This is a genomic window from Sporosarcina contaminans, from assembly GCF_042679045.1.
Lineage (GTDB): Bacteria > Bacillota > Bacilli > Bacillales_A > Planococcaceae > Sporosarcina > Sporosarcina contaminans.
Genome location: NZ_JBHTLT010000130.1, coordinates 38654 through 62881 on the forward strand (window position 1 = coordinate 38654; position 24228 = coordinate 62881).

Genomic DNA, 24228 nt, shown 5'->3' on the forward strand with positions numbered 1-24228 from the left:
GCCAATTGGGATTTGATCATGTAAGCAATCTATGGACGGCAATCTTTCCGTTAGCCGTCCTTCTTTATTATTTTTTCAGGAAAAAGTACAAAACAGAAATGATTTCTTCCACATTGTTTTGGGAGAAATCAATGAAGGAAACAAAAGTATCCCCATATTTGAAAAATTTACAGCAAAATGCTTTATTTTATTTGCAAATGGCGGCTTTGCTTTTATTGTTATTCATCCTAATGGATCCATTCATACCGAAAGAACAAGGTGATGATGAGCATACGATTTTCATCGTCGACACTTCTGCAACGATGACAGCTGTGGAAGATGATTTGTCTTTATTCGAGGCGAATCGTGCGGTCATGAAAGAAATCGCCGAGGAGAGAGCAGGCGAAAGCTTTTCGTTAATTACTACCGGAAAAGAGCCTTCAATCATCTTGCGTGAGGAAAGGGACGTACGCAAAGTGTTAGAAGCGATTGAACATTTGGATGTTGAGTATGAGAACGAGAAGATCGATCGTTCCATCGACATTGCCAGATCAATTATTGCAGGAAGCAGCGCAGATATTCATATATTTACAGATCAAATGGATCGGTCTGCATTCGTAGATACAGAGGAAGGCATACATTGGACAGTACATGTTAATGAAGCAGAAATAGCAAATATTTCAATCGAAAAATTTGGGGCGATACTCTCTGATGATGGTGTGGAAGCTATTTTAAAAGTAAACAATCAAACAGAGCAGGACATTACAGGCACAGCAATTATTTGGGACGAATTGAGTGGAAAAAAACTGCTTGAGAAACCTTTCGAAATAGAAAAGAAAGATACGACTCTTGTTTCATTTCAACAATTGCCTGAAACAATCGCCCTTCGCGCGGAGATTGACGTGAATGATGATTACTCGGCAGATAATTCTGCATTTGTTTTAATAGGAAATGATGCATCGGAAGCTATAGTCGATAGCAATCTTCATGAGCTAATAAAAAAAGCATTTGATGCGATCGGGTTGGCTGTGACAACTGGATCAGCAGCTGAAATGAAAGCGGCAGTGGATCAGGCTATTATCGTCACAAATGACGTTTCCTTTTTGCAGGAAGGCGTCAGGCCGATATTATTAATTGGCAGAAATGATGAACGAGCAGAGGAAATATCGGGGCAGATTAAAACGGAAGCGGATCCGTTATTTTCACTCGGTTCAATCGATGATGTATATGTACAATCGATTTATCCATCTTTCGAAGAATACGAGACGATTGCATATATCGGTGAACAGCCTTTCATTCAACGATCCAAAAGAGGAGATATTATTATTTTAACCGACATCGGATCGACCGATTGGCCGCTCCATCCATCATTTCCATTATTCTTTTGGAGTGCTGTGGAATCATTGCGTTCGGGGACGGATATAGCCGGCCTTTTCCATCCAAATGAACGGAAGGCGATTTTATCATCAGGCATGTCTGATGATATGGAAGTATTCACTGTAAAGGATGAGTATGTCGAGTCGTTTGCTAATGGCAATCATTTCATTGCACCTATGAAACCGGGCATTTATAAGTTGATCGATGGCGGTAAAGAGAAATATATCGCTGTTCAGCTTGAATCCACTGAGAAATCGATCGGTTCCGGGAGCAGCTTCAAATTTGGAAGTGATCACGCAGACGGTGTAAAAGAAGAAGGAAAAAATAAATTTGGTTGGCTATTCGTTTTGCCGGTGCTTCTTCTTTTGCTAATTGAATGGGAGGTGCAAAGGCGTCGTGGATATCCGAATTGAACAGCCTTTTTGGCTTTTATTGCTCCTTCCAATTGCTGCCTATTTTGTTTTCACATGGCGTTCATCTAATATGAAATGGCGGAGCCGCGGCACTATTTTATATGTTTTGCGTAGCTTGGCAATTATCTTGCTATTAATTTCATTGACGATGCCAACAATGATTTTGCCAGATGATGAAGAGCAAGTATTGTTTTTGGTCGATCGCTCTGTGTCGATTGAAAATGCGGGGGAAATTGCAGATGAATGGATTGCTGAAAGTTTAAAAGCACGCCAAGCGCATCAATCGGTAGGCATTTATTCATTCGCAGGAGATTTTAGAACAGATATTCAGTTAACTGACAGAGACATTGCTCCACCTGTTGTCGAGCCGATGGAAAAACGGGATGCAACCAATATTGCAAACAGTATTGACCTTGCTTTAGCGGTCGCCAAACATAATTTGGCGACTCGAATTGTTTTGCTATCCGATGGGCTTGAAACGGAAGGATCGATTGAAGAACTTTTGCCGAAATACAATTCTGATCGCATTCAAATTGACACAGTTACGTTGGAACGACCAAATAGCAATGATGCTTCGATTTCTTTATTTGAAACACCAAGAACAGCGTATGAAGGTGAAAAGCAAGTATTGAAGGTGGAGGTCGAATCATCGAGCAAGACGACCGGTGAATTGCTCCTCTATCGAAACGATCAGGAAATATTAAGCCGTGCTGTAGAATTGGATGAAGGAGGCAACACTTTTTCTTTCCAAGTTGAAGCGGAAGGCAATGGGCTATTAAAATATGAAGCGAAGTTAATTGTACCAGATGACAGTTTTCTTGAAAATAATAGGATGCTGTCTGTTACGATGGTGAAAGAATCACCAAAGGTCTTAGTCGTTCAAACTGAGCGCAGCCCTTCTGCAATACCGGCGCTATTAGACCGTCAAGCACTTGAAGTTGATGTTGTGAACGCCGATATGCTCCCAGAATCGTTATCGGGTTATTTGCCTTATGGAGCTATTTTGTTCGATAATGTGCCAGGCCATCTCGTCGGTGAACATAAAATGGGTGTTATTGAACAAGCGGTCAAAAATTTTGGTACTGGCTTCATGATGATTGGCGGGGATGAGAGCTTCGGGCTAGGCGGCTATTTTAAGTCGCCAATCGAAAGGCTACTACCTGTTGAAATGGAAGTGAAAGGGAAAGAACAACTGCCTTCATTAGGGCTAGTCATTGCCTTAGACCGATCTGGAAGTATGTCAGGTTCGAAGATTGTTTTAGCGAGAGAAGCTGCAGCGCGGGCGGTTGAATTGCTGCGCGATGATGATACGTTCGGTTTCACAGCATTCGACCATGAAATATGGGAAGTCATTCCTGTAGGCCTGCTACATGATAAAGAGGATGCAATTGAGCAGATTTTATCGGTTCCGGCTGCTGGTGGAACTGACATTTTTCCTTCCGTAGCGAAAGCATATGAAGATCTATCTGATTTGAAACTTCAACGCAAACATATCATTCTATTAACAGATGGCCAGTCGGAAATGCCGCCTGGATATGAGGAAGTAATAGAAGAGGGAAAGAAAAACAACATTACGCTATCTACGGTTGCAATTGGTACCGACGCAGACTGGGGACTGCTTGAAGAGCTATCTGATCAAGGGGGCGGACGTTTCTATGATGTCGTTGATGAATCGACAATTCCGGCGATCTTAACGAGGGAAACATCCATGCTTACAAGAACTTATATTGAAGACGATCCATTTTATGCGGAATTCAGCAATGTTCCTGAATGGACAAACGTTTTCAATAAAGGGGTACCGCAGATGAATGCTTATATCGCAACAACTCCGAAAGCTACTTCTACAATTGTAGCGGAAAGTCCGAAAGAGGACCCGGTTATCGCCGAATGGATGTATGGACTTGGTAGGACAGTTGCGTTCACTTCGGATTCATCTGGTAAATGGTCCGGAGATCTTGCTCGATGGTCAGGGTATCCGGAGTTTTGGAACGCTGCTGTTTCACGGCTTCTACCTTCTTATGAAGAGGTTCCTTTTCTAATTACACATGAACGTGGCGGTGTTTTCACTGTTACCGACAGTTCAAGAAAATCGGCATTCTTGGACATTGCGATTGTAGATGAGAAAGGTAATGAAGTGGATTTCCAATCTGAACCTTTGGCACCCGGAAAAACAAGAGTGACAATTGATGCTGATCCGGGCCTTGTATTTTTCCGCGTATCGGATGAAAAAGGTGGAATGTTCGAAGCGGGTGTTTCGGTTCCTTATAGTGATGAGTATAAACCTTCAAGTCCGAATGCTGCTTTAATGGAAAAAATAGCTGAGCGGACAGGGGGAGCTGTATTGGACGAAAATCCTGCCGATGCATTCAGGCAGCACCCATTCAAAAGTGGGGAAAACTTGCCAATTAATAGATGGTTAATGTTAATGGCGATGATTCTGTTTTTCGTAGATATAACGTTGCGTAGATTTGGTATGCTTTCCGGCTTGTTCGCAAGACCTGTGAAAGAGATTGAGCCGACAGTAGTTCGTCCAAAAGAGGATCATGTATCTGAACTGTTAAAAAACAAAAAGAAGCGATAAAAAGAACTGCCGTACGAATCCATACGATTCTTGCGGCAGTTCTTTTTCATCTATGAATCATGTAGTACGTGTTTGTGCAATCAATTCCTTGTTCTTCCGTGACCAGATGCTTGCGATTAAAGCACAAATTAATAAAATGAAAGTGCCTAATAAATATGGGAATGTTATGTTAATATCAAAAATTGAACCTGCAAGCGCTGGTCCGATCATATTGCCTAAACTCATATAGGCATTCATCATGCCTGCTGCAAACCCTTGCTCTTCCCCGGCTAATTTTGAAATGAGCGTATTTACTGCAGGGCGAAGAAGAGATGTAGCAACCGAGAATATTGTTGCGACCAAAAGAATCGTCCAAAACATATTGACGAATAAAATTGCAAGCATAGAAAAAGCGGCTACTAGTAAGTTGCAAAGAATGACCGGCATCTCCCCAAACCGTTTGAACAACGGATTAATGACGAAGGTTTGTACAATTACACCGACAAAACCGCCAACGGTTATAAGAACTGCGATTTGAGAAGGACTGTATCCATATTTATGGTCGACATATAAAGAGATTGTCGATTGATAATTGGCAAGTCCAAATGAAAAGACAAACATGACAATTAAAATGACGAAATAGGAGGTTTTTGTCGAACGTTTTAATTGCTTAATTAGATTTTCAGGTTTCTTGTCTGCCATCCCTTCAGAAACAGCAGGCGTGGGGTTTGGAAGGATGAAGGTTGATAGAAGTGCTGCGAATAGAGCAGCTCCCCCCGCAAAGTAGAATGGGAAATATAAACTAATATTCGCTAAGAAACCGCCAATTCCCGGTCCAATCATAAAGCCTAATGACATAGAAGCCCCTAATAGCCCCAATCCTTTACCCCGTTCCTCAACGGTCGTTATATCCGCTACAAAGGCCATCATCGGAGGAACGATGAAAGCAGAACCGAATCCTGAAAAGAACCGAGCTACGAATAACATCCACAGCTCAGTAGAAAAACTGAAAGCAAGCTGTGAAAGTCCATTAATAATAAGTCCGATAATAATAATCTTTTTCCTTCCGTGCTTGTCAGACAAATCGCCAGCAAGGGGAGAGAATATAAATTGCGCAAAAGAGAATACTGCAATTAAAAAACCTAAAACAAGACCAGCAGCGCCAAATGTACCTAAAAACTTCGGCATAATCGGAATGATCAAGCCGACGCCGGACATAGCGATGAACATATTAAACATTAAAATGAATAGAACAAACTTTTTCTCCATTGGCAATCCACCTTCTAATTATTTCGTATCACTGAATTTTACCATATCGTAGCAATGAAAACACTTTGGGCGAACGCATATCCAGTAATTCTCTAAAATGGATTGATACGGTTTACTAAATGAATCGCACTTTCTTTACATATCAAAACACGAACTGCAACGTACTATACAAAATTTTAGAAAAACGAAAAGTGAAAATGCTTCAGTATAGCGTATAAATTGTCAAAAACGCATCACAAAACAACGGAAAATATTCTTAATGAAGTTGATCGGACTCCGTTCATTCATTAATGAAACCAAAAGGGCGATTTCCTGTTCAATAGAAAATCGCCCTCTCAAATTTACTTATTTCATATCCATTTTGAACTCTAAAAACAGTTCATTATAAACGCCTAACATTTCCAAGCCTAAGTTTTTATATACTTCTAAATGGCTTCGAGTTTCTTCATCTGGATAAAAACGTTCATCTTCTACTACTTCGGGATCCATCAAATCAAGTGCGGATAGATTCGGTGTTGAATAGCCGACATAATCAGCATTTTGAGCAGCTACTTCAGGATCTAACATGAAATTGATGAAAGCATGGGCACCTTCTATATTTTTCGCGGTTTTAGGAATGACAATATTATCAAACCATAAATTTGAACCTTCTTCAGGAATGATATAATCAATTTCTTCGTTTTCATACATCATATCAGCTGCTTGACCAGACCATGTAAGTGCAACAGCAGCTTCATTATTCACCATTAGCTGTGTCACTTCGTCTCCGATGACCGCTTTTACATTCGGGCTCAACGCTTTTAACTTGTCAGTCGCTTGGCGAAGTTCGCCCATGTCTGTTGAATTCAATGAATATCCAAATGAATTCAGCCCCATGCCGATTGTTTCCCGGGCACTATCGACCAAAATGACCTGTTGTTTTAAAGAGGGATCCCATAACTTATCCCATGATTCGAAAGTTTGGCCTTCTAACAATGTCGGATTGAAGGCGACTCCTACAGTTCCCCAGAAGTAGGGGAGGGAATACTTGTTTCCCGGATCAAAAGGCAAATCTAAGAAGTAAGGATCGATATTTTTGATATTCGGAAGTAGATCATAGTCCAGCGGCAATAGTAAGTCTTTTTCCATCATCATTTCCACCATATACTCGGACGGCATCGTAATATCATAAGAAGTTCCGCCTTGCTCGATTTTGCCCATCATACCTTCATTTGAATCAAATGTTTCGTAAATTACTTTAATGCCGGTTTCTTCCTCAAATTGTTTCAATAGATCGGGGTCAATGTATTCTCCCCAGTTGTAAACAGTGATCGTATCTTTTCCGGATTTGCCACTTTCATTTAATTCGGCATTAATGAATAAAAGGATTCCAGAAACGATGAGAATGAGTATGGCGCCTTGCCAAATCGATTTCATTTCTTCACCCCCGTTAATGGGGATTTCGCTTTTTGGCTAATTGCGTAATAGCCTACTACCAATACGACGGTTATGACGAAAATGATTCCAGAAAGTGCATTAATCGTCAAGCTAATGCCTGTGCGCGCCATTGAATAGATTTCAACGGATAAGGTAGAAAAACCATTGCCTGTCACAAAGAAGGTAACCGCGAAATCATCCAATGAGTAAGTAAGCGCCAAGAAAAAGCCTGCAAAAATCCCAGGTTGGATGAATGGCAAGACGACCCTCGTCATTACGTCTTTTTTGGACGCTCCTAAGTCAAGAGCCGCATCGATCAACGTCGGGTTCATCTCTTGCAATTTCGGCAATACCATTATGACAACGATCGGGATGCTGAAGGCAATATGGGAAATGAGGACTGATGCAAAGCCCAATTTCACTCCTACCATCGTAAATAAAATTAAGAACGACGCACCAATAATGACATCGGGACTAACGATCAAAATGTTATTCAATGAAAGGATCGCATTTCTTGCTCCACGATTTCGCATAAAATAGATCGCCAACGCGCCCAACACGCCGATCGTTGTCGATAGCAGTGCAGAAAGCAAGGCGATGACGACCGTATTAATAACGATGCTTATGAGACGTTTATCTTCAAAAACAGCTGCATAATGCTCCCAAGTAAATGATTCAAAATGTGACATCCCTCCTCCAGAATTGAAGGAGTAAAAAATTAAATAAAAAATAGGTGCGTATAGAATAATGAATACGACAGCCAAATAGAGTTTTGGAAGCTTACCGATTCTTTCCAATGCCAGTCGTCCCCCTTTCTGCGCCGCCCGTTAATAGCATAATAATAAACATGAAAAGGATAAGGAAAACTGCAATCGTTGAACCCATGCCCCAGTTTTGTGTAACGAGGAATTGTTGTTCAATCGCAGTACCTAACGTAATCACTTTATTTCCTGCGATTAGGCGTGTAATCATAAACAAGGATAATGCAGGGATGAAAACAACTTGCACACCAGATTTCACACCATTTAGCGTTAATGGCAAAATCACTCTTCTGAACGTTGTCCAAGCATTCGCCCCTAAGTCACGAGAAGCGTCTATTAAAGCCGGATTCAACTTATCCAATGCGTTAAAGATCGGTAAAATCATAAATGGAATAAAAATGTAAACTGACACGAAAACAAAACTGAAATCAGTGAACAGGATTTGCTGTTTGCCGATGCCTACAGTTTCCAAAAATGCATTTAATGGACCGTACAAGCCCATAAGTCCAATAAAAGCATACGTTTTCAATAATAGGTTGATCCAAGAAGGAATGATGATCAACAAAAGCCAAAGCTGTTTATGTTTAGTTTTTGTAAGCAAATAGGCTGTCGGATACGCAATCAATAGTGAAAAGAACGTAATTAAAAAAGCGTACCAAAAAGAACTGATTGTCAGTTTCAAATAGACCGATGAAAAAAAGCTTTTATAATTGCCTAATGTAAAATTCCCTGATAGATCGAAAAAGGAATAGTAGACAATAAGGGCAATCGGCGCGATGACGAAAAGTAAAATCCAAGCTCCGTAAGGGACCATATAGAGTGAGCGCAGACGATTATCCTTCATTGTCAGACACTCCATATGCTTCAAGTCTCGCGTCATAATCCTCTTCGGACTCATTCAACCTCATGACATGGATGTCTTCAGGATTAAAATCAAGCCCAATCGTTGTGCCAACTTCCGCTTTTTTTGTTGAATGGACAAGCCACTCATTGCCATCCGAATCATAAGTTGAAAGCTCATAATGGACGCCACGGAACAATTGCGTATCAACTTTTACGTTTAATTTTCCGCGGTCGATCGATGTGATTTCAAGGTCTTCCGGGCGAAGGACAATATCCACTTTTTCATTTGGCTGTAGGCCGGCGTCTGCACAAACGAACCGTTTACCGGTGAACTCGACGAGATAATCCTCGATCATTCTGCCTGATACGATATTCGATTCACCGATGAAATCAGCAACAAACCGGTTAATAGGCTCATCATAAATATCTAACGGCGTGCCGGATTGTTGGATGGCGCCCATATTCATGACGAAAATTTCGTCTGACATCGCAAGTGCCTCTTCTTGGTCGTGCGTGACAAAAACGAACGTCTTGCCTAACCTTTGCTGCAATTCACGCAGCTCATATTGCATTTCGGAACGCAATTTTAAATCCAAAGCGGATAATGGTTCATCTAATAAAATGACTTCTGGATCGTTCACAATCGCGCGTGCAATGGCGACACGCTGTCTTTGGCCTCCGGACATTTCAGTAATTTCCCGATTTTCGTAACCGGCAAGATTGACGAATTTTAATGCTTCTTTTACGCGTACGTCAATCTCTTCCTTTTTCACTTTTTTAATCCGTAATCCGAAAGCGACATTCTCATAAACGTTGAGGTGAGGGAATAACGCGTAATCTTGGAAAACCGTATTCACTTGACGCTCATTTGCAGGAACATCGTTAATTTTCTTTCCGTTAAAAAAAATTGAGCCTTCCGTCGGTTCAATAAACCCGGCGATCAATCGTAAAATTGTCGTTTTCCCGCAGCCGGAAGGGCCTAATAATGTGTAAAACTTTCCTCGTTCCATTTCGAAAGAGACGTGATCCAAAACTGTCGTATCACTTCCATATCTCTTTACGACATTTTCAAATCGGATGATCGGTTGTTGATCCATAATCATTATCCCCCTTTATAAATAAGATTCTGTAGCGACTAAAATCAGCTCGCTCAATCCATCATTCGCGTTCGTCACACGATGATGGTCTGATGCTTCATAGTAAACAGCATCTCCCTTCATTGCAATGAATTTTCGTTTACCAAGCTCAATTTCCACTTTCCCTGATAAAACATAGATAAACGTTTCAGCAAGGGAAGGCTCGAACTGTTTAAATTCCCCGTTTTTCAAAAAGGTTATATGGACGGGCTCCATTTCATTTTCATTGGAGCGGGGAACTAACCAACGTATGCTATATTTCAATTCATCGTCCACATACGTTGTTTGTTCGGATGGAGAGTAGACGACTTTCATATTTTTCTTTGGCTCGTCAAAAAATTCCTTCGGAGTCGTACCTAATACTTCCAATAAGGCAAAAAGCGTTTCAATCGACGGGGAGGTCACTTCACGTTCCAATTGTGAAATATACCCTTTCGTCAAATCAGTGCGTTCGCCCAATTCTTCTTGCGTAAGTCCTTTTTTGAGTCGTAGGCTTTTAATTTTACTTCCGATATGCATGACAGTAAATCCTCCCTTCTGCAAAACGGAGTTTAGTATTACTGTACTTTAAGTTTACTATAAACCTTTTTTATTATACAAAATTACCAATGGAAATCAAACATTTTTTAAGAAAAAACCGTAAGCAAAATAATTTTAAGGAAAATCTTACTATGAATGTATGGATATAGTGAATGAATCAGCAGTTAGTGTCTTCAATAGAAATAAATGAATGTTGAATTGATAGAATAGATTTGATATTCTGAACGAAGGAAGTGAAGGAGATAGATAACGATATGTAGGAGGGATAAACTATGATTGAAAGGATCATTGGTAAAGAAGCTCCCAAATTTACGATGATTGCTGTACTGCCGGATAAGTCATTTGGAACTGTAAGTTTGGAAGAAAATATGAATAACGGTAAATGGACTGTTCTTTTTTTCTACCCATTGGATTTTGCTACTATCTGCCCGTCAGAAATTACAGCTTTATCGGATCGCTACGAAGAATTTGAAAAGCTTAATGCACAATTGATTGGAGCATCGACAGATACAGTTTATACCCATCTTGCATGGATCAATACGAAACGAAAAGACAGAGGGCTTGAGCAATTGAATTTTCCACTTGCTTCAGATCGCAATCAGTTAGTTTCGCGTCGATACGGTGTTTTAATCACAGAAGAGGGCATTACACTGCGCGCGTTGTTTATTATTAGTCCGGAAGGTATTTTGAAATATGAAGCAGTATTTTGCGATGACATTGGCCGTGATGTGGATGAAACACTTCGTGTGCTACGCGCGCTGCAAATCGGTGGCCTAACCGTTAATTGCGAAAAACAGTAAGTGGATGATTCACATCGCCATTTGAAAACTCCTTGCATATTATGAGCAATGGGGATCTTTTCAAAATGGAGGAGATGCAATGTGAGATTAAAAGAACAGATGCCTGAATTAGACGGCGCGACTGCTTGGTTAAATGGAAGAAGAACAAAATATGATCTAATCGGCAGAAATCCGACCCTCATCCATTTCTGGTCAATTAGCTGTCATTTATGCAAAGAAGCTATGCCTGTATTGAACAAATTTAGGGACAAATATAATAATGAACTGAACATGATCGCCGTACATATGCCGCGATCCAAATACGATACCGATTTAGAACAAATTGAAGACGTAGCAATCGAGCATAATATCCTTCACCCGATTTTTGTAGATAACGATTTGGAATTGACGAATGTATTTGATAATCAGTATGTGCCTGCTTATTATCTATTTGACAAAGAGGGGAAATTGCGCCATGTACAATCTGGCGGAAGTGGAATGGTAATGCTTGAACAACGTATTATCCGATTATTGAATGAACCAAATAGATAATCATTTCTATCGATCCGGTGACCTTTTCAGGGAGCCGGATAATTTTATTGTTTTGAATCCTATGTAGATAGATAAAAGGAGATATGGTACACTAATTTCACCTATCGTGTCAGATTGGAGCGATTGTTTATGAAAAAGGAATTTGTTGTCATCGGCTTAGGTCGTTTCGGGGGCAGCATCGTAAATGAATTAGTTAAATTAAATGCCGAAGTGATGGCGATCGATATTGATCCAGAGAGGGTAGAGGATTATGCCCAAATAGCGACACAGGCAGTTCGAGCAGATACTACAGATGAATCTGCGCTTCGATCTTTAGGCATTCGGAATTTCGAACATGTCGTTATAGCAATCGGTGAAAACATCCAGTCAAGCATATTAACGACACTTATATTGAAAGAGATCGGTGTTAAAAATATCACTGTGAAAGCCCAGAATGATTATCATGAAAAAGTGCTTCGGAAAATTGGCGCAGACCAAGTTGTTCACCCTGAACGCGATATGGGGATACGGATTGCCAACAACATGGTTTCAAATAATATATTGGATTACTTGGAGCTTTCCGATGAATACTCGATCGTCGAAATAAAGGCGAATGAAAAACTTGCAGGCTATACATTAATCGACCTTGATATTCGCGCAAAATATGGGGTTAATATTGTTGCTATTAAACGAAGTTCACAAATTTTAGTTTCGCCGCAAGCAATTGAAGAAATACGATTGAATGATATTCTAATTGTCATCGGCTCTGACATTGATATTCATCGTTTTGAAAAGAAAGCTCTTCATTAACATGTAAAAAAGCTGTCCGCCAATTGGATTCTTAATTGGTGAACAGCTTTTTATACTTTTTTATCGATACGCTTGGTGGAGCTAAGCGGCGTTCTCCGCTTTAGTTTTCATCCAGACTCCGAGGGGCAGCTGCTCGGGTCGTTTCGGACTTAAAAATAAAGGCAAAAAGCGCCTTTATTTTAAGTCCTCCGACATACAGGACGTATTAGTGCCGACGTTGCCGCAGGACGCGGCGTTCTTAGTCGGCCAACGCCTGTCGCAGTTAACCGCCTCCTTCCGCTTTTGCTATCATCCAGACTCCGGCGACCAGCTCCTCGGGTCACTTCAGAAAAGAGCCTAAGGCAAAAAGCGCCTTAGGTTCTTTTCTTCCAGTGCCTGTCGGAGCTAACCGGTCGCCTCCGCTTTTGTTACATCCAGTCTTCGAGGGGCAGCCCTTCGGGTCACTTCAGAAAAGAGTCCAAGGCAAAAAGCGCCTTAGACTCTTTTCTTCCAGTGCCTGTCAGGGCTAACCGCCCCTCTCCGCTTTTGTTATCATCCAGACTCCGAACGCCAGCCTCTCGGGTCGTTTCGGACTTGAAGCATAAGGCAAAAAGCGCCTTATGTTCAAGTCCTCCAACGCCTGTCGAGGCTAAGCGGCGTTCTCCGCTTTTGTTCAAACTTCCATTACTACTGGTAATACCATTGGTCTTCTTTTTGTTTGGTCGTATAAGAAAGGCGAGAGGATATCGATAATATCGCTTTTTAATGATCCGGAATCTCCGGTTTCTGCCGAAAGTCTCCGTTGGAGCTCTTTCGAAAGAAGTTGTTGCGCTTCGTTGATCATCATGCCTGATTCTCTCATGTAAACGAAACCTCTTGAAATGAGGTCTGGACCAGAAACGACCTTGTTCCGCTTTTTATCGACAGTGGCGACGACAATAACTAATCCATCTTCAGAAAGGATTTTACGATCTCTTAAAACGACGCTGCCAATATCTCCGATTCCGCTTCCGTCGATATACACATCTCCTGATGGGATTCTGCCAGCAATGCGGGCCGAGTCTTCCGTTAATGCTAAAACATCACCATTGCTCATAATGAATGTATTGTCCGACTCAACATCACAATCGATAGCGAGTTCCTTATGCATTTTCAACATGCGGTACTCACCATGGATCGGCATAAAATATTTTGGTTTAATAAGGCGTAGCATCAGTTTTTGCTCTTCTTGGGATCCATGACCTGACGTATGGATATTGTTCAATGCGCCGTGAATGACTTCCGCACCAGCACGGAAAAGGGCATTGATCGTCTTATTGACACTAAGCGTATTCCCAGGAATTGGCGAAGAAGAGAAGATCACTGTGTCACCAGGCTGGATTTGCACTTGCCTATGCGTGCCATTCGCAATTCTCGATAAAGCTGCCATCGGTTCACCTTGGCTTCCTGTACAAAGGATCATCACTTCGTTGGCCGGCAGTCGGTTCAACGTTTGAGCGTCGACGAACAACTCTTTCGGTGCATTAATATATCCTAATTCACGTCCGATCGTAATTGCATTGTCCATGCTGCGGCCAAATACAGCGATTTTTCTCCCATAATTTTCAGCCGCTTCTATCACTTGCTGAAGACGGTGAATATTGGAAGCGAAAGTGGCAAAAATAATGCGCCCATCGACTTTGCGGAAAATATCATTCAAGCTTTCCCCAACTTTACGCTCTGACATTGTAAAATTCGGAATTTCCGCATTCGTGCTGTCTGATAATAGGCAAAGAACGCCATCGCTTCCTACTTTAGCCATCTTTGCAAGATTGGCAGGTTCTCCAACAGGTGTGAAGTCGAATTTGAAGTCACCTGTATGGACGATATTGCCTGAAGGCGTTTTGACAACGACTCCAAAAGCATCAGGAATACTATGCGTTGTTCGGAAGAAAGAAACGGATGTTTTTCGGAACTTAATGAGATCGTCTTCTTTGATTTCAATCATTTTCGTCGTTCTAAGCAGTCCGTGTTCATCTAATTTGTTGCGCAACAGGCCTAAAGCCAATTTTCCTCCATATACGGGCATGTTCACTTTTCTCAAAAGATAAGGGATGCCGCCGATATGGTCTTCATGGCCATGTGTGATGAATAAACCTTTAATCTTGTCTGCGTTTCGTTCCAAATACGTGTAATCTGGAATGACATAGTCAATTCCTAAAAGGTCATCTTCCGGAAATTTAATACCTGCATCGATGACAATGATTTCATCTTGAAATTGAACGCAATACGTGTTTTTTCCGATTTCGCCAAGTCCGCCTAAAGCGAAAACCGCTGTTTCATTGTTCTTAATAAGCTTCATAATGATTAGTCCTGTACTAATTCAAACTGGGCAGAGGATTTTTCGTATTCTAAATGCTCTCCCTCAAGCACTTGAATTAGTTCAATGTTATAATTGCGGTTTTTCAGTTTTTCGCGGACAGATTTTTCAGAATCAGCTTCAATGTACAAGCTCTTTGTCGTTTCGCGAACAGGTACTTGATTTGGATTCTCCTGATAATAAACTTTGTAAATCATGTTTTGGTCTCCTTTTTCGTTCGTTTAAATCTTTCTCTTAATATTATCACGGCAGTTGCTTAAAATAAAGAAAAGCCCACCAAATCAGAAGGTGGGCTGTAATTAACCACTGAATTATGCAATCGTCTTTTTACCGAGTATGCCATTGAGCCGTCTCAACAATTTACGTTTTAGGCGCTTATACATGGGCATATCACTCCTTAAAGACATTGTACCGCTTTTTAATATTTCTGTCAAGTTGGATATGTTATCGCCTAATTCCGATCATAAGGAGTCGAATTAGGAATTTCCTTGTAAGGCGCTTTCGGATCGATATGATCAAAAAACATGATGCCATTTAAATGGTCCAATTCATGCTGAAAAGCGATAGCAGGCAAGCCCTTTAATCTCTTCTTATATTCATTTCCATCTTCATCGAATGCCTTTATGGTGATTCTTGCATAACGGGGAACATAGCCATCGACATCTCTGTCAACGGATAAGCACCCTTCACCGGATGATAAATATGTTTTTTCGACAGAATGACTGATGATTTTTGGATTGATAGCAATCAAGCTGAGTGGCTCTTTACCTTCTTCTTCATCAATATGGAGAGCGAAGATTCTTTTTGACACAGCGACTTGTGGTGCAGCTAATCCAATTCCCGGACGCAAACCATATTGCAGACATACTTCGTCATTTTGACTGTTTTTCAAGTATTCGAGTAAATCGTGTGCAAGTTGTTTTTCTTCTGTCGATAAAGGGAAAGTTACTTCTTCCGCAACTTTTCGAAGCATAGGATGGCCTTCACGGACAATATCTTTCATTAAAATCATAAAAATGTACTTCCTTTCAATTTCCTTCTGTACATATAGTATAGTCGAATACGAAAATGTGATAAAGGATTTTACCGCAAACTTGAATTGAAGTATTGAGAAGGTTATAGTTTTAGTCAGATTGGAGGTTTATAGATTTGAATAAAATGATGATTGGATTAATAGCCGCAGGCGTTTTAACATTATCCGGCTGCAGTATGGGTGCTTCAATAGAGAAGCAATTATCAGATACACTTATAAAAATGAATGATTCAGAAGCTGAATATGAAAAAAATCAAACGACCTTGAGCGATTTGGAAAAAACAGAACAGAAACTGTTTGGAGAAACGATGGAATTGACGAAAGAAGACGTGGACGAACTTAGCAAAAATGTACAGGAGCTTACTACATCCACACAAGATCGACTTAAGCATCTTGAAAGTGAAGAGGCTTCAATGGATGAAGCGAAGAAGTATATTAATCAATTGAACAAAACTGCTGACGATGCTGGTGAGGAGATCAAAGAAAAAATCTTAGAGTTAAGCACTGCCGCAACCGAACGGTATGATCTTCACGCATCCTTTACGGAACAATATAGAAAATTAACTTCCATCCAACAGGAATTTTATGAGCTTTTAGAGAAGAAAGATGTTGAATTGGCGACACTACAAAGTAAAGCAGATGAAATCAATGAACAAAACACTGTCGTGCAATCTACGATAGAACAGTTCAACGCTAAGACAAAAGAAGTCAATAACTTGAAAGATGCACTTTTTTCAAGTTTAGAAGCAGATGAATAAAGGGAAAGAATAAGTGGAGGCTTATAAACGCTCCACTTTTTTATATAGTTAAACGACATTCTATTATAATACAGAGATTATATTGTAGTAGTACAGAATCTTATTTCAGTATAATTATGAAAAATTATCCGTGCTGTAATGTCAGTAGTTTCAATGATTGACCAAACAAATCCGATTCAGTATACTAAAAAAGAAAGGTAATTGTATTACTCAATCATTTGATTAAACATAATACAGATGTAAAGGAGAGTTGCCTAAATGGCTGCCAAAAAAGACAAGCAGTTCGATCCTGTGGAAACGCTTCATTCGATTGAAGAGAAGTTTGAAATGTTCCAGATCTTGAACGAAGAAGGTGAAATCGTCAACGAAGGTGCGGATCCGAAACTGTCCGATGTAGAGTTGGTAGAGTTAATGTCCCGTATGGTCTATACAAGAATTTTGGACCAACGTTCTATTTCATTAAATAGACAAGGGCGTCTTGGCTTCTACGCACCGACAGCAGGGCAGGAAGCATCCCAATTAGCATCCCATTTCGCATTGGAAAAAGAAGATTTCATCTTGCCGGGGTACCGTGATGTTCCGCAAATCGTATTCCATGGTTTACCGTTACATATGGCTTTCCTTTGGTCTCGCGGACATTATGAAGGAAGTGCCTTCCCGGAAGGCTTAAATATTCTATTTCCACAAATTATCATCGGAGCGCAATACATCCAAGCGGCTGGCGTTGCGTTAGGATTCCAAAAACGTGGCAAGAAAGCTGTTGCAATGACTTATACAGGTGATGGTGGAACTTCACAAGGAGATTTCTATGAAGGAATCAACTTTGCAGGCGCATACCGTGCACCGGCAATTTTTGTTGTCCAAAACAACCAATATGCAATCTCCACACCTCGTGAATTGCAGACTGCAGCTAAAACATTAGCGCAAAAAGGTGTTGCAGCTGGCATTCCAAGCATTCTTGTCGATGGAATGGATGCTCTTGCAGTATATGCAGCAACTCGTGATGCTAGGGAACGCGCAATTAATGGTGGAGGTCCAACGTTGATCGAGACAATGTGTTACCGCTATGGTCCGCATACAATGGCTGGAGACGATCCAACGAGATACCGTACATCTGATACGGATAACGAATGGGAAAAACGCGATCCGCTTATCCGCTTCCGCAAATACCTTGAGGGTAAAGGTTTGTGGAATGAAGAGAAAGAAAATGAAGTAATTGAGCGTGCGAAGGAAGAAATTAAAGAGGCGATCAAAAAAGCCGATGCAGCACCGAAGCAAAAAGTAACTGATTTCATGAAAATAATGTACAAAGGCGATATGCCTTATAATTTGAAAGAGCAATTCGAACTGTATACAGAGAAGGAGTCGAAGTAACCGATGGCACAAATGACGATGATTCAAGCGATTACCGATGCAATGCGCACGGAGCTTAAAAATGATGAAAACGTCCTCGTCTTCGGTGAAGACGTTGGCGTTAACGGCGGGGTATTCCGCGCAACTGAAGGTTTGCAAAAAGAGTTTGGCGAAGACTGTGTATTTGATACACCGCTTGCTGAATCGGGCATCGGTGGACTGGCGGTCGGTTTGACGCTAACAGGTTTCCGACCGGTAATGGAAATCCAGTTCTTCGGGTTTTTATATGAAGTGATGGACTCTGTCAGCGGTCAATTGGCGCGCCAATCATTCCGGACAGGCGGAAAATTCAATGCACCTGTTACAATCCGCTCCCCATTCGGTGGCGGCGTTGCGACACCAGAGATGCACGCAGACAGCTTCGAAGGATTAGTTGCTGCTCAGCCAGGGTTGACTGTCGTAATTCCATCTACGCCATATGACGCAAAAGGGCTTTTGATCTCAGCGATCCGCGATGAAAACCCAGTTGTGTTTTTGGAGCATATGAAGCTTTATCGTTCATTTAGACAAGAGGTTCCTGAAGAGGAATATACAATTCCTTTAGGGAAAGCGGATGTGAAGCGTGAAGGTAATGACCTTTCAATTTTCACATATGGAGCGATGGTTCATGAGAGTTTAAAAGCTGCAGAGGCGCTTGAAAAAGAAGGGTACTCTGTTGAAGTGGTTGACTTGCGTACTGTTCAACCGTTAGATATCGAAACAATTATCGCTTCGGTTGAGAAAACGAATCGTGCGATCGTAGTCCAAGAAGCTCAAAAACAAGCTGGAATTGCTGCGAACGTTGTATCGGAAATTACTGAGCGTGCAATTTTAAGCTTGGAAGCTCCAGTATTGCGTGTAACTGCACCGGATACTGTCTATCCGTTTGCCCAAGGCGAAAACACTTGGTTGCCAAACGCGAACGACATAATCGACACGGCTAAAAAAGTACTTACATTCTAAGGATTTATTTTAAAATTGCCAAATGATTATGGGAGCAATTTCCGTTAAAGGAGCATTAAACGTTTGCGTTTGGAACAATATCAATTGCTTTAATAAGTGTTGCGTAACACAATTCAACGCTCGCTAAACCAAACGTTTAGTTCCAAATATTTAGGGCTACGAAAATAAGAAAGGGTGAATCTTGTGGCATTCGAATTCCGTTTACCAGATATCGGGGAAGGAATTCATGAAGGTGAAATCGTTAAATGGTTTGTTGCGAAAGGCGATAAAATCAATGAAGACGATACACTTCTTGAAGTCCAAAACGATAAGGCTGTAGTAGAAATACCTTCTCCTGTTTCGGGTACAGTAGAAGAAATTTTAGTTCAAGAAGGAACAGTGGCAGTTGTAGGGGATGTGCTGATCCGTTTCGACGCTCCAGGCTATGAAAATGAAAGTAGCGGCGAAGAGAAAACTGAGGCACAAGTACAATCTACTGCTGAGTCCGGTCAAAAGATCGACAAGGAAGAGTTGCAAAAAGAACAACAGGAAGAGAAAACTGTACAAAATGTTGCGGCTGACGAGAAACCTTCACGTCGTGTCATTGCGATGCCTTCTGTCCGTAAGTTTGCAAGAGAAAATGATGTGGACATTAAGCAAGTAAGCGGTACAGGGAAAAATGGCCGAGTGCTTAAAGAAGATATTGAAGCTTTCATGAATGGCGGCCAAGCGGCCATCGCGCAAGGTGCAGAGTCAGAAGCTGCCGATACGAAAGCTTCAGAACAGCAATCCGCTCCTGCAAAAGCAGCTCCAGTCGTATTGGAGGGGGATTTCCCGGAAACGAGAGAAAAAATGTCCGGCATCCGCAAAGCGATTGCAAAAGCGATGGTCAATTCGAAACATACAGCGCCTCATGTTACATTGCTGGATGAAATCGATGTTACCGAGCTGGTTGCACATCGTAAGAAATTCAAGGAGATTGCGGCTGAAAAAGATATTAAGCTGACCTATTTACCGTATGTCGTAAAAGCATTAGTATCTACTTTGCGTGAATTCCCGCAATTGAACACGTCGCTTGATGATGAAAAAGAAGAAATTATCCAGAAGCATTATTACAATATTGGTATTGCAGCAGACACGGATCGTGGTCTTTTAGTTCCTGTCATTAAGCATGCAGACCGTAAATCGGTATTTGCGATTTCTGAGGAAATCAACCAGTTGGCAACGAAAGCACGGGATGGCAAATTGTCGCCTGCTGAGATGAAAGGTGCTTCATGCTCAATTACGAATATCGGTTCTGCTGGAGGACAATGGTTCACTCCAATTATTAATCATCCTGAAGTAGCAATTTTAGGTATTGGCCGCATTTCTGAAAAACCTATTGTAAAAAATGGTGAAATTGTAGCTGCACCTATGTTAGCATTATCATTGGTATTCGATCACCGTGTAATTGATGGGGCGACAGGCCAACAAGCCTTAAACCATATTAAGAAATTGCTCGGTAATCCAGAACTTTTATTAATGGAGGCGTAGGCAAATGGTAGTAGGAGATTTTCCAATCGAAGTAGATACGCTCGTAGTCGGATCTGGCCCAGGAGGATATGTAGCAGCGATTCGTGCGGCTCAATTAGGCCAGAAAGTGACAATCGTTGAGAAGGAAAATTTGGGTGGAGTATGTTTGAATGTCGGATGTATTCCTTCAAAAGCATTGATTTCGGTCGGTCACCGTTACGCATCCGCTAAAGATTCCGATGATATGGGAATTAGCGCATCAGATGTCAAACTTGATTTCACAAAAGCGCAAGCGTTTAAAGATAGCGTTGTGAAAAAATTGACAGGCGGCGTCGAAGGGCTTCTAAAAGGCAATAAAGTTGACATTGTCAAAGGTGAAGCATATTTTGTAGACAGCAACACAGCTAAAGTAATGGATGAAAAATCATCCCAAACTTACAAATTTAAAAACGCGATCATTGCAACTGGATCTCGTCCGGTGGAAATTCCATCCTTCAAATATTCAAAACGCGTTATTAACTCTACTGGCGCATTGAATCTTGAAGAAGTGCCAGGTCATCTTGTCGTAATCGGCGGAGGATATATCGGAACTGAGTTAGGTTCTGCATATGCGAACCTCGGTTCAAAAGTGACGATCATTGAAGGTGCTGACGATATTCTTGCTGGCTTTGAAAAGCAAATGACACAAATCGTCAAAAAAGGCTTGAAGAAAAAAGGCGTCGAAGTCGTTGTGAAAGCATCTGCAAAAGGTGTTGAAGAATCTGACAGTGGCGTAGTTGTCACATATGAAGCGAAGGGCGAAGAGCAAAAAGTTGAAGCTGATTATGTTCTTGTAACAGTTGGCCGTCGTCCGAATACAGATGAAATCGGTCTTGCAGAAATGGGCATTAAAATGTCTGATCGTGGTCTGATTGAAGTTGACAAACAATGCCGTACAAGCGTTTCGAACATTTTTGCAATCGGTGACATTGTTGCTGGCCCTCAATTAGCTCACAAAGCTTCTTATGAAGGTAAAGTGGCAGCTGAAGCCATTTCAGGTGAAAAATCTGAAGTTGACTACTTAGCAATTCCGGCAGTTTGCTTCACAGACCCAGAACTTGCTACGGTTGGGCTTAATGAACAACAAGCAAAAGATGAAGGCTATGAAGTGACTGTAGGTAAATTCCCATTCGCAGCAAATGGCCGTGCGCTTGCGCTTAATGCAACTGATGGTTTCGTGAAGTTGGTAGCTCGCAAGGAAGACGGTCTTCTATTAGGAGCGCAAATTGTTGGTGAAAATGCATCTGATATGATCGCTGAGCTTGGACTTGCAATTGAAGCAGGCATGACGCTTGAAGATATTGCAATGACAATCCATGCGCATCCAACTTTAGGCGAAATTTCTATGGAAGCAGCAGAAGTTGCTTTAGGCAAACCGATTCATATGATTACAAAATAACACAAACAGACGCCTGTGAAGAATTGATCTTCGCAGGCGTTTTTTATTCCATAGATTTAATAGCACTCTATTTGAAGCACTAAACAATCGCGTGTTAGGATAGAACTATTCAACATTTCTTAAGCGGGCATCTCCAATATTTTAATAGTTTTGTGCCGCAATGAGAGAGAATGGCAAAAGGAGTGTTTGTATGTTTGGGAGAATGGGATATATGTCGGTCTTTGCTTTATTTTTATTGACTGCTTGTCAAAATGAGCCAGTATTAGAGAATGAACAACCGGATGCGATGGAACAGCAGTCAGTAAGTGAAGAAGATGACAGTGGAATGGCTGAAAAAGTCGGTGACAGTGAAGAGATATCGGAGGAGGCTGAAGATGAAGAGTCTATAGCCAAAATAGAGCCTCAATATGAATTAAATCCGGAAACGTACTCGATTGTTCCGATTGGCGATGCTAATCCGAAAGTCGTTTTGCTAACAATTGATGATGCACCCGACAAAAGAGCGCTCGATATGGCGAAGACATTAAAGGAATTAGACGCGCCGGCAATCTTCTTCGTTAATGGACATTTCATTACGACAGAAGAAAAAGAAACAGCATTGAAAGAGATTTATGAGATGGGCTTCATGATTGGGAACCATACAAAAACGCATGCTAATTTAAAAAGTTTGTCTGAAGAGGAACAGAGGGAAGAAATATTATTCGTCAATGACAAAGTAGAAGAGATTACAGGTGAAAGGCCGCACTTTTTCAGAGCACCGTTCGGAGTGAATACAGATTTCAGCAGAGAGTTGGCGAAGGCAGAAGGTATGCAGCTGATGAACTGGTCATATGGATACGATTTTGAAAAAGAATATATGACGAAAGATAAAATTGCAGACATTATGGTGAATACAGAATTACTTCGAGATGGTGCCAATTTGCTTATGCATGATCGTGAATGGACTGCAGATGCCCTTGATGAGATTGTGACAGGGCTAAGGGAGAAAGGCTATGAGCTGGTCGATCCGCATTTCATTAAAGGCTTTGACGAATAAAATCGACAGGGGGAATTGGGATGAAGTGGAAAACGAGAGTGACCGAGTTGTTAGGTATTGAATTGCCGATCATCCAAGGGGGCTTGGCGTATCTTGCTTACGCTGACTTATGTGCAGCTGTTTCGAATGCTGGCGGTTTAGGGCAAATTACTGCTATGAGTTTGCCTTCGACAGATGCGTTGCGCGCTGAAATTAGAAAAGTGAAGGAGATGACGTCCAAACCGTTTGGTGTCAATTTTGCGATTGGGCAACACGGACGGCCGTTTGAGCATATGGTTGAAGTAGCGCTTGAAGAAGGTGTCCCAGTCGTCTCGGTGACTGGCGGGAATCCGGCACCTTTTTTTGAATTGATGAAAGGTTCAAATGTGAAAAAGCTCGTCCTTGTCGCCGCTAAAAAACAGGCGTTGAAGGCGGAATCTTTAGGTGCTGATGCAGTTATGGTCGTTGGGCAGGAAGGAGGCGGCCATTTAGGACGGGATGATATTGGCACAATGGTTTTAGTCCCGCAAGTTGTTGATGCGCTTCGAATACCTGTGATCGCTTCCGGTGGTATCGGGGACGGTAGAGGATGGATGGCAGCACATGCGTTGGGCGCCGAAGGAATAGAAATGGGAACAAGGTTCATTGCAACGAAAGAATGTGTACATGCTTCCGAAGCCTATAAAGAAGCATTGATAAGGTCCGATGAAACGAGTACGGTGGTCATTAAACGATCTTTAGGCGCTCCTGCAAGAGCTTTGTCAAATGAATGGACGGATAAAATCTTACAGATGGAAAAAAATAATGCTACGTATGAAGATTTGAAGGATTTTATAAGTGGTGAAGCAAATCGCAGATTCATCTACAACGGCGATGAAAATGAAGGTTTTGGCTGGGCAGGTCAAGTGGCGGCGATGATCAAAGGGGTTCCTTCGGTAAACGAGTTGTTCGCTCAAATGGTGAATGAAGCGGAGCAGATTCGAAAAAGATGGCAATCATTATAAGGACGAAAGGCGGATTATGAATGGATTACAGTTATCCTTTACGACCTGATTGGTCAACCGAAGAAATTATCGATGCAGTAGCATTTTTTCAAGCTGTGGAGAAGGCGTATGAATCGACAATAAAAAGAGAGGAATTCATGTCCGCTTACAGGTTGTTTAAAACGATCGTTCCTTCAATGGCAGAAGAAAAAACTTTATTCAAGGAATTTGAAGAAGTGAGCGGTTTGAACTCCTATCAAGTCGTTAAAAAAGCGAAAGCAGGAATCGATGGAGAACTGCTTGATATGTCACGTTGAAAAGTTGAAATGAATAAAAGAAAGAAGAGGGGGCTGTCCAATAAGTCCCTAAAATAGAACAGGTGGCGAAAAACGAATCGTTTTTC

22 protein-coding genes are annotated in these 24228 nt (G+C 41.4%); 13 read left to right on the forward strand and 9 right to left on the reverse strand.

The window, feature by feature from the left end:
- The first annotated feature begins 5 nt into the window (after positions 1 to 5).
- Positions 6 to 1769, forward strand: coding sequence for a vWA domain-containing protein (locus ACFQ38_RS17140; protein ID WP_381482468.1), 1764 nt, complete (start codon positions 6 to 8; stop codon positions 1767 to 1769).
- Positions 1753 to 4350, forward strand: coding sequence for a VWA domain-containing protein (locus ACFQ38_RS17145; RefSeq protein ID WP_381482470.1), 2598 nt, complete (start codon positions 1753 to 1755; stop codon positions 4348 to 4350). Before ACFQ38_RS17140 ends, ACFQ38_RS17145 begins: the two co-directional genes overlap by 17 nt.
- A 57-nt stretch (positions 4351 to 4407) precedes the next feature.
- Here the strand turns inward: ACFQ38_RS17145 and ACFQ38_RS17150 are convergent, their stop codons facing one another.
- The 6 genes from ACFQ38_RS17150 to ACFQ38_RS17175 all read right to left on the reverse strand — a co-directional run bounded on the left by ACFQ38_RS17150 (position 4408) and on the right by ACFQ38_RS17175 (position 10273).
- Positions 4408 to 5598: an MFS transporter gene (locus ACFQ38_RS17150; RefSeq protein WP_381482473.1), complete on the reverse strand. Its 1191-nt coding sequence runs from the start codon at positions 5596 to 5598 to the stop codon at positions 4408 to 4410.
- A 345-nt stretch (positions 5599 to 5943) separates the two neighbouring features.
- Positions 5944 to 7014 carry an ABC transporter substrate-binding protein gene (locus ACFQ38_RS17155; protein WP_336823358.1) on the reverse strand — a complete coding sequence of 357 codons (1071 nt, stop codon included), beginning with the start codon at positions 7012 to 7014 and terminating at the stop codon, positions 5944 to 5946.
- Positions 7011 to 7811 (reverse strand): ABC transporter permease, encoded by an 801-nt coding sequence (locus ACFQ38_RS17160; RefSeq protein WP_336823357.1) that lies wholly within the window; start codon positions 7809 to 7811, stop codon positions 7011 to 7013. Before ACFQ38_RS17160 ends, ACFQ38_RS17155 begins: the two co-directional genes overlap by 4 nt.
- Positions 7795 to 8619, reverse strand: coding sequence for an ABC transporter permease (locus tag ACFQ38_RS17165; protein ID WP_336823356.1), 825 nt, complete (start codon positions 8617 to 8619; stop codon positions 7795 to 7797). The genes ACFQ38_RS17160 and ACFQ38_RS17165 overlap by 17 nt, the downstream gene beginning before the upstream one ends.
- A complete protein-coding gene (locus ACFQ38_RS17170; RefSeq protein ID WP_336823355.1) occupies positions 8609 to 9715 on the reverse strand; it encodes an ABC transporter ATP-binding protein in 1107 nt (368 codons plus the stop codon). Before ACFQ38_RS17170 ends, ACFQ38_RS17165 begins: the two co-directional genes overlap by 11 nt.
- Positions 9716 to 9730: 15 nt before the next feature.
- Positions 9731 to 10273: a helix-turn-helix domain-containing protein gene (locus ACFQ38_RS17175; protein ID WP_336823354.1), complete on the reverse strand. Its 543-nt coding sequence runs from the start codon at positions 10271 to 10273 to the stop codon at positions 9731 to 9733.
- A 293-nt stretch (positions 10274 to 10566) separates the two neighbouring features.
- On the opposite strand from ACFQ38_RS17175, the gene ACFQ38_RS17180 reads away from it, so the two are divergent.
- The 3 genes from ACFQ38_RS17180 (at position 10567) to ACFQ38_RS17190 (ending at position 12414) form a co-directional block, all read left to right on the forward strand.
- Positions 10567 to 11094, forward strand: coding sequence for a peroxiredoxin (locus tag ACFQ38_RS17180; RefSeq protein ID WP_381482477.1), 528 nt, complete (start codon positions 10567 to 10569; stop codon positions 11092 to 11094).
- Between the two features lie 81 nt (positions 11095 to 11175).
- A complete protein-coding gene (locus ACFQ38_RS17185; protein ID WP_336823352.1) occupies positions 11176 to 11625 on the forward strand; it encodes a TlpA family protein disulfide reductase in 450 nt (149 codons plus the stop codon).
- 129 nt (positions 11626 to 11754) lie between these two features.
- The gene (locus tag ACFQ38_RS17190; protein WP_381482480.1) at positions 11755 to 12414 is read left to right on the forward strand and encodes a potassium channel family protein; all 660 of its coding nucleotides are present in this window, start codon (positions 11755 to 11757) and stop codon (positions 12412 to 12414) included.
- A 652-nt stretch (positions 12415 to 13066) separates the two neighbouring features.
- On the opposite strand, the gene rnjA is transcribed toward ACFQ38_RS17190, so the two are convergent.
- The 3 genes from rnjA to def form a co-directional block, all read right to left on the reverse strand.
- A complete protein-coding gene (rnjA, locus tag ACFQ38_RS17195) occupies positions 13067 to 14734 on the reverse strand; it encodes a ribonuclease J1 (protein WP_336824878.1) in 1668 nt (555 codons plus the stop codon).
- Positions 14735 to 14739: 5 nt separating this feature from the next.
- Positions 14740 to 14949 carry a DNA-dependent RNA polymerase subunit epsilon gene (locus tag ACFQ38_RS17200; protein WP_336824877.1) on the reverse strand — a complete coding sequence of 70 codons (210 nt, stop codon included), beginning with the start codon at positions 14947 to 14949 and terminating at the stop codon, positions 14740 to 14742.
- Positions 14950 to 15203: 254 nt separating this feature from the next.
- On the reverse strand, positions 15204 to 15764 hold the full coding sequence (gene def / locus ACFQ38_RS17205; protein ID WP_336824876.1) for a peptide deformylase: 561 nt from the start codon (positions 15762 to 15764) through the stop codon (positions 15204 to 15206).
- A gap of 146 nt (positions 15765 to 15910) precedes the next feature.
- Between def and ACFQ38_RS17210 the strand changes: the two genes are divergently transcribed.
- From ACFQ38_RS17210 to ACFQ38_RS17245, 8 genes are all read left to right on the forward strand, one after another.
- Positions 15911 to 16543 carry a YkyA family protein gene (locus ACFQ38_RS17210; RefSeq protein ID WP_336824879.1) on the forward strand — a complete coding sequence of 211 codons (633 nt, stop codon included), beginning with the start codon at positions 15911 to 15913 and terminating at the stop codon, positions 16541 to 16543.
- Between the two features lie 258 nt (positions 16544 to 16801).
- Positions 16802 to 17917, forward strand: coding sequence for a pyruvate dehydrogenase (acetyl-transferring) E1 component subunit alpha (gene pdhA, locus ACFQ38_RS17215; RefSeq protein WP_381482483.1), 1116 nt, complete (start codon positions 16802 to 16804; stop codon positions 17915 to 17917).
- Positions 17918 to 17920: 3 nt separating this feature from the next.
- Positions 17921 to 18898 carry an alpha-ketoacid dehydrogenase subunit beta gene (locus ACFQ38_RS17220; RefSeq protein WP_381482485.1) on the forward strand — a complete coding sequence of 326 codons (978 nt, stop codon included), beginning with the start codon at positions 17921 to 17923 and terminating at the stop codon, positions 18896 to 18898.
- A gap of 183 nt (positions 18899 to 19081) precedes the next feature.
- Positions 19082 to 20410, forward strand: a complete 1329-nt coding sequence (locus tag ACFQ38_RS17225; RefSeq protein ID WP_381482487.1) for a dihydrolipoamide acetyltransferase family protein — start codon at positions 19082 to 19084, stop codon at positions 20408 to 20410.
- Between the two features lie 4 nt (positions 20411 to 20414).
- Entirely contained in the window at positions 20415 to 21827 is a 1413-nt protein-coding gene (gene lpdA, locus ACFQ38_RS17230) for a dihydrolipoyl dehydrogenase (protein ID WP_381482489.1), read from the forward strand.
- A 190-nt stretch (positions 21828 to 22017) separates the two neighbouring features.
- A complete protein-coding gene (locus ACFQ38_RS17235) occupies positions 22018 to 22863 on the forward strand; it encodes a polysaccharide deacetylase family protein (protein ID WP_381482490.1) in 846 nt (281 codons plus the stop codon).
- Positions 22864 to 22883: 20 nt separating this feature from the next.
- The gene (locus ACFQ38_RS17240) at positions 22884 to 23846 is read left to right on the forward strand and encodes an NAD(P)H-dependent flavin oxidoreductase (RefSeq protein ID WP_381482492.1); all 963 of its coding nucleotides are present in this window, start codon (positions 22884 to 22886) and stop codon (positions 23844 to 23846) included.
- Between the two features lie 20 nt (positions 23847 to 23866).
- Positions 23867 to 24142: a UPF0223 family protein gene (locus ACFQ38_RS17245; protein WP_336824869.1), complete on the forward strand. Its 276-nt coding sequence runs from the start codon at positions 23867 to 23869 to the stop codon at positions 24140 to 24142.
- Positions 24143 to 24228: the final 86 nt, after the last annotated feature.